Below are 3,734 nucleotides of genomic sequence, written 5' to 3' on the forward strand. Positions count from 1 at the left end.
TGTGGCGGCCCTCGGGCTCGAGGATCGCCTGCTGCGCGACATGGGCCTGCCGCGCCACGAACTTCGCGCCCGGATCGAGTCGCTGGGGTGAAGCCACGGGCGCCGCCCGCCGGTGGCGCCTGAACCCCTGATCATCACCGATATTCTAGCCTATGGTGGCGGCGATCTGGGCGATGGTCATGCCTTCCTTGATCTCGCGCAGGCGGGCATAGATCAGCGCGGTGAAGATCGCGATCAGCGCGTAGTAGAGCCCCGAGATCACCGCCTCCAACAGCACGGTGGCGAGGGCGAGGCCGCCGCCGCTCACCGCCAGCATGATCGGGCTGACGGCGACGATGATCGTGACGACGATCACGCCCATCAGCAGCACGGCGCCGACCAGCGGCCAGCGATAGCCTTCGGTCAGCTGTTGCGCGCGGCCGAGCCCGGACCAGCCGACATCCTCGAACACCACGGACTCAACCCAGGGCAGGAACCGCGCCAGCACATACAGGCCCGGCACGATCAGGAGCATCCCGCCGATCGCGGCCATCACCGTCAGGGCGATGCCGAGCACGCCGATCGGCAGCAGCTGGCGCATGGTCTGCCGGGTGTACTGGCCGATCGTGTGGCTTCGGCCCATCACCGCGTCGAGCGCGGCGAGACACATGAAGCCGATTACGAAGAAGCCGATCACCATGCTGAGAACGCCGAGCAGGAGGTCGCCGAAGGTCGGCGCCGGGAAGACATCGACGGTCGGGTCGAAATTCTCCGGCAGGACGACGGGCGTGATCGCCCAGCCGATCAGCGCCAGCGCCAGCGCCGGGACGAAGGCGAGCGGGAACAGCGTGCCGAACCGGGCGAAGAACAGCCGGAAGGTCTGGGCGATCAGCCCGAAGACCCCGAGCGGCGGCAGCGGGGAAGTCGTCTTCCAGGGGGTCGTGCTCACGGGCGGGGATCCTCGTCGTGGCGATGTCCCCCGGGCTTAGCCCATCGCGCGCACCGTGAGAAGAGCGCGGCCCGGCCGACGCCTCAGGCGAAGGCTTCGGGACGCGCTTCGCGCGCCATGTGGTCGAGCACGGCGTTCACGAACTTCGCCTCCTTGCCGGAGGGGTAGAAGGCTTTCGCCACATCGACATATTCGGTGATCGTCACCTTAGGTGGCGTGTCGGTCGCCACGAGCTCCGCCCCGGCCGCGCGGAACAGCGCGCGCAGCGTCGGGTCGATGCGATCGATGGGCCAGCGCACCACGAGGCCGCGATGGGTCAACTGGTCGATCCGGGCCTGATGCTCCACGGTCGCGGCGAGCAGCGCGCGGAAATGGTCGATATCGGCCTCGGCATAGGGCACGCCGTCGATCACCGCGCCGAGCCGGTGCGTCTCGAACTCCTCGCGCACGGTCTCGAGCCCGACATCGGCGGATTCCATCTGGAACAGCGCCTGCACGGCGTAGAAGCGCGACGCGGACCGCATCCGGCGCGCCTGGGCCGCGGTCGGCTTGGCTGGCTTGCCGTCCATCAGGTGAAATCCCGGTCGGGATCGCCGGCCATGCGGAAGCCGACCTTGCCCGCGCCGCGCCCGGGCCGCGCGAAGCGGCGGGCGATGTGGATCAGATGCATCGCCGCCTCGGCCGCGCCGCCGCCCTTGTTCTGGCCGGAGACCTCGGCGCGAACCATGGCCTGATCCGCGTTCTCGACCGTCAGAATGCCGTTGCCGACGCAGACCCCGCCGAGCCCCAGCAGCATCAATCCGCGCGAACTGTCGTTGCAGACCGTGTCATAGTGGGTGGTCTCGCCCCGGATCACGCAACCGAGCGCCACGAAGCCGTCGAAATCGTCCCCGGCGTGCGCGAGGTGGATCGCCGTCGGAATTTCGAGCGCGCCCGGCACTTCGATGGTCTCGTGCGTGGCGCCAGCCGTCTCGATCGCGGCGCGCGCACCGGCGATCAATGCGTCGGCGATCTCACGATAGTAGGGCGCCACGACGATCAGGAGGCGCGTCGGACGCTCGAACCGCGGCGGCGGCGGCGACTGGTGGGCGATGGTGCTTGCCATGTCGGCTCCTTGGCTCGTCCGCGGCTCAGCTGCTCGACATCGGGATCGGGCGGGTGCCCGCGATGGTCAGGCCGTAGCCCTCGAGCCCGACCACCTTGGGGATCGGCGAATTGGTGAGCAGGATCAGCTCGCTGAGGCCAAGCGCGTTCAATATCTGCGCGCCAACGCCATATTGCCGCAGCTTGTTCGGCGAGACATGGTCGCCGATGTCGAGCTTGGCCGACATGTCGCGCAGGAGGACCAGCACGCCGCGTCCCTCTTCCGCGATGGCGCTCATCGAATCGCGGAGCTGGTGGGTACGGCCGGGATGGGTGCCGAGCAGGTCCTCCAGTGGATTGACCGCGTGCATCCGCACCAGCACCGGTTCGCGCCGCGTGAGATCGCCCTTGGACAGCACGACATGCTCGGCGCCGCCGGGAATGTCGGTGAAGATGCGCATCTGCCAGTCGCCGCCATATTCCGAGAGGATATGCCGCGACGCCGTCTCGCGAACGAGATTGTCATATTTGCGGCGATAGGCGATCAGGTCGGAAATCGTGCCGATCTTGAGTCCGTGGCGCTGGGCGAAGGCGACGAGGTCGGGCAGGCGCGCCATCGAACCATCGTCCTTCATCACCTCGCAGATCACCCCCGCCGGATTGAGGCCGGCGAGCCGGGCGATGTCGGTCGCCGCCTCGGTATGGCCGGCGCGCACCAGGACGCCGCCGTCGCGGGCGCGGAGCGGGAAAATATGGCCCGGGGTCGCGATATCCTGCGGGCCGGAGCGCGGGTCGATCGCCACGGCGACGGTGCGGGCGCGGTCATGGGCGGAAATGCCGGTGGTCACGCCCTCCCGCGCCTCGATCGAGACGGTGAAGGCGGTCTCGTGCCGCGAGGAGTTGGACGAGGCCATCAGCGGCAGGCCGAGCGCGTCGAGCCGCTCGCCGGGCAGGGTGAGGCAGATGAGGCCCCGGCCATGGGTCGCCATGAAATTGATCGCGTCGGGCGTGCACATCTGCGCCGGGATCACCAGATCGCCTTCGTTCTCGCGGTCCTCGTGATCGACCAGCAGGAACATCCTGCCATTGCGCGCGGCCTCGATGATCTCCTCGATGGGCGAGATCGCGTCCTGATAGCTGTGGTTGATACTGTCGGTCATGGCGCCGGGCGATTTGTTCGCGCGTCGGATACCGCGGGACCGCGCGGAAGGCCAGAGCGGAAGCGGACCCGCCGATACAGGCGCTCGCCGGGTCGGGGCGCGTCGAAGCGCGGCGGCCGAGGGCGGTGGCAGCGGCCCCGTTCGATCAGCCGGGCAACGGCCGCGGGGTCGAGCAGCGGATGCGCCGGCACCGCGCGATCACGGTTCCGGCCGCGGGCGAGCTTCTCGACGCGCGGTCGTCTGGCAGGCGGTCGTTCGGTCCCTCGCGCTTTCGCCCGTCGCTACTCCACCGGCTCGGCCAGGCGGGCGACATAGCGGGCGAGGGTGTCGATCTCGATATTGACGAGATCGCCGGTCCGCGCGCTGCCCCAGGTGGTGTGGCTCCGGGTATGGGGGATGAAATTCACCCCGAAGTCGCGCCCTTCGACCGTGTTGACCGTCAGCGACGCGCCGTTGAGCGCCACCGAGCCCTTGGGCGCGATGAACCGCGCGAGATTGGCCGGCGCGCGGAAGGTGACGCGGGTGCTGTCGCCCTCCTCCGCCATCGCGATCACCTCGGCGCG

4 protein-coding genes and 1 pseudogene are annotated in these 3,734 nt (G+C 69.1%); all 5 read right to left on the reverse strand.

Annotated elements, in window-relative coordinates:
* Window positions 1–145: 145 nt before the first annotated feature.
* Window positions 146–928 (reverse strand): hypothetical protein, encoded by a 783-nt coding sequence (locus Q0480_RS11175; protein WP_299132946.1) that lies wholly within the window; start codon window positions 926–928, stop codon window positions 146–148.
* Window positions 929–1,011: 83 nt separating this feature from the next.
* Entirely contained in the window at window positions 1,012–1,497 is a 486-nt protein-coding gene (nusB, locus tag Q0480_RS11180) for a transcription antitermination factor NusB (RefSeq protein WP_299132949.1), read from the reverse strand.
* Window positions 1,497–2,033, reverse strand: a complete 537-nt coding sequence (locus Q0480_RS11185; RefSeq protein WP_299132951.1) for a 6,7-dimethyl-8-ribityllumazine synthase — start codon at window positions 2,031–2,033, stop codon at window positions 1,497–1,499. The genes nusB and Q0480_RS11185 overlap by 1 nt, the downstream gene beginning before the upstream one ends.
* A gap of 25 nt (window positions 2,034–2,058) precedes the next feature.
* Window positions 2,059–3,171: a 3,4-dihydroxy-2-butanone-4-phosphate synthase gene (ribB, locus tag Q0480_RS11190; RefSeq protein ID WP_299132954.1), complete on the reverse strand. Its 1,113-nt coding sequence runs from the start codon at window positions 3,169–3,171 to the stop codon at window positions 2,059–2,061.
* 281 nt (window positions 3,172–3,452) lie between these two features.
* Window positions 3,453–3,734, reverse strand: a pseudogene (locus tag Q0480_RS11195) (riboflavin synthase); the annotation flags it as partial.

Source organism: uncultured Amaricoccus sp. (assembly GCF_937891315.1).
Lineage (GTDB): Bacteria > Pseudomonadota > Alphaproteobacteria > Rhodobacterales > Rhodobacteraceae > Amaricoccus.

Bases quoted from the DNA above. Each gene is read 5' to 3' on its own strand.
- nusB (WP_299132949.1), bottom strand. From the start codon at position 1,497: ATGGACGGCAAGCCAGCCAAGCCGACCGCGGCCCAGGCGCGCCGGATG.
- Q0480_RS11185 (WP_299132951.1), bottom strand. From the start codon at position 2,033: ATGGCAAGCACCATCGCCCACCAGTCGCCGCCGCCGCCGCGGTTCGAG.
- ribB (WP_299132954.1), bottom strand. From the start codon at position 3,171: ATGACCGACAGTATCAACCACAGCTATCAGGACGCGATCTCGCCCATC.